Consider the following 1,973-nt stretch of genomic DNA (forward strand, 5'->3'; position numbering starts at 1 on the left):
AAAGCATGACAGACCAAACAAACCCATTAGAAATCTCTGTAATACATGATGATGACATTATACGGACAGAAGACACCCAAAGGATTTTAAAAGACGGTGATGGTGCTTTTTATATTGAAGGTGCGTGTGAATGGTATGATAGCTGGTTAAGAATGGTGATTAGTTGTTATAAATGCGGCATGACAAAAGAAGAAATTAAGCAGGGTCTAGATATTGAATCTGATGAGTTTATGACAGGTTACATGTATTGGACAGAATATCAAGCAGAAAATTAGGGGGGAATTAATATGGAGAAATCTTTTTTCAGAAAAATGATTAATGAAAAGAACTTGTTAGGTGAGGTTATTGTAACAGCCACTGATAGCCACAGTATTGTGATGGATGTTTCACAACTATTGGATTATATAGAATGTGCTCCTGAAAAACAACAGCAAGTTATGATGAGTGTTTTCTCAGAAATCGATTTAATGAACGGAGACTTGATGGACTATTTAAAATTTCTAACTCAGTCATTAGCAAAAAGTCGAAGTTACCGTATATACGGATGTACTTATAAACATTCTTAATATCACTAGGGATGAGCAGACAAATCCTTTGTTCATCCCATCATATTATAAAATATTTAATACCAGGAGGAAATTATATGATACTACAACACAAAGATAAAATTATCCCTATGATACAAGTAGCCATAAAAAATAATGAAGACTATCATTTCTATGATATAACTATTTGTTTCATAAAAACGGGGAGTTATATTTTGGAGCTAAGTATAGCGAAAAGGGTGCCGTATGTAAAGTGTCAATTAGATGTGTACTATACAATGGTGAAATATCTGCTAGGTTTAAAGACGATCCGGAATTTCCTTTTATTATTGGTAATCTATCTAAAGATATTAAATTCAATTTTGAATTTAATATAGATGAAAGATAACCCGGTGAACAAGTTTTAAAACTTAAAAAGAAACTGTTAACATTGTTAACAGAAAGTACTTTTAACAAGAGAGGATAATAAAGATGAAAAAGTCAACAAAACATGTCTTAAAGACTTTTCCTTTTTTAAAAGAGCATATTAAAAAAGAGCGTAAGGGCGATGAAGTGCTGGGAACACTAACGGATGAAGAAAAAGTGGCCATGAAAATGATATGGTTTTTTGAAGCACCTGATCGTGAGCGTTTTGACATTCACGAACTGTATGGTTACTTATCAGATGGCCAACTTGCAAGTGCCTTGGAAGCTATAAATATATTCTTCTTAGAAGATACGTATCTACTGAAGGAAGCAAATTTTAATGTTATACGAGATGATGAAGAATTTTTAAACAAAACATCTTTTGCTACATTCCTGACGGAAAATGGTGTAAGTTTTTCTCGTGCCAAGCTTACCATGTATGATAAGAGGGGGGTATTACCTGAAGCAGATGTAGTTATTGCGGGAATAAAGTATTGGAAAAAAACTAGTTGTGAAAAGTATTTAAAAACTATCAATAAAAATACGGATATTTAAAAAGGGGCTAAATAAGTATGACACATTTTTACTCAGATAAGGACAGTTTATATGTTGCTAATGAGATTATACACGATGCAGACTTGTCATTAGCAGCTGTTGGAGCATTTCTTGTGATGGCAGCAAACAAAGAAAAATATTACTCTGTAGAGGATTTATGTCAACATGAAGATGATGATATTTCTGAAATTGAAGAAGGTTTAGAACAATTGCTAGACAAAAAACTTATTCGTAAGAAGGGGTGGAAATATATCGTTAATCAAAAATAAATGAATTAATGTAAAAAACAGTAATGATGAAGTAATTGAAGTGATTGTTGTATGGCATTTAGCGAAGGGCATGCAGTTAAAAGAAAGTAAAAGGCATATAATTTGATCCTATTAAATTATATTAAAGGATGGTAGGAAAATGAATAAAGTATCTAGATTTGCGTTGAATGCCGTGGAGAAAAGCTTAAATAAGCTAAAA

General features: G+C 32.1%; 4 protein-coding genes. All 4 read left to right on the plus strand.

Translation table 11 applies throughout. The annotated features are described in order from the left end of the window. The coding region (locus tag JCM19043_RS17030) for a hypothetical protein (RefSeq protein WP_197274843.1) at nucleotides 1-275 on the plus strand (275 nt) is incomplete at its 5' end. 12 nt (nucleotides 276-287) lie between these two features. Beyond that, the gene (locus tag JCM19043_RS15580; RefSeq protein WP_062323968.1) at nucleotides 288-566 is read left to right on the plus strand and encodes a hypothetical protein; all 279 of its coding nucleotides are present in this window, start codon (nucleotides 288-290) and stop codon (nucleotides 564-566) included. Nucleotides 567-1,016: 450 nt separating this feature from the next. Further along, nucleotides 1,017-1,505, plus strand: a complete 489-nt coding sequence (locus tag JCM19043_RS15590) for a hypothetical protein (RefSeq protein WP_062323972.1) — start codon at nucleotides 1,017-1,019, stop codon at nucleotides 1,503-1,505. 17 nt (nucleotides 1,506-1,522) lie between these two features. Then, nucleotides 1,523-1,774: a hypothetical protein gene (locus tag JCM19043_RS15595; RefSeq protein ID WP_062323974.1), complete on the plus strand. Its 252-nt coding sequence runs from the start codon at nucleotides 1,523-1,525 to the stop codon at nucleotides 1,772-1,774. The last annotated feature ends 199 nt before the right edge of the window (nucleotides 1,775-1,973 follow it).

This window comes from Halolactibacillus sp. JCM 19043, from assembly GCF_001310395.1.
Classification (GTDB): domain Bacteria; phylum Bacillota; class Bacilli; order Bacillales; family Amphibacillaceae; genus Halolactibacillus; species Halolactibacillus miurensis.

Coding starts and splice junctions, on each gene's coding strand:
- JCM19043_RS15595 (WP_062323974.1), top strand. CDS start 1,523: ATGACACATTTTTACTCAGATAAGGACAGTTTATATGTTGCTAATGAG.
- JCM19043_RS15590 (WP_062323972.1), top strand. CDS start 1,017: ATGAAAAAGTCAACAAAACATGTCTTAAAGACTTTTCCTTTTTTAAAA.
- JCM19043_RS15580 (WP_062323968.1), top strand. CDS start 288: ATGGAGAAATCTTTTTTCAGAAAAATGATTAATGAAAAGAACTTGTTA.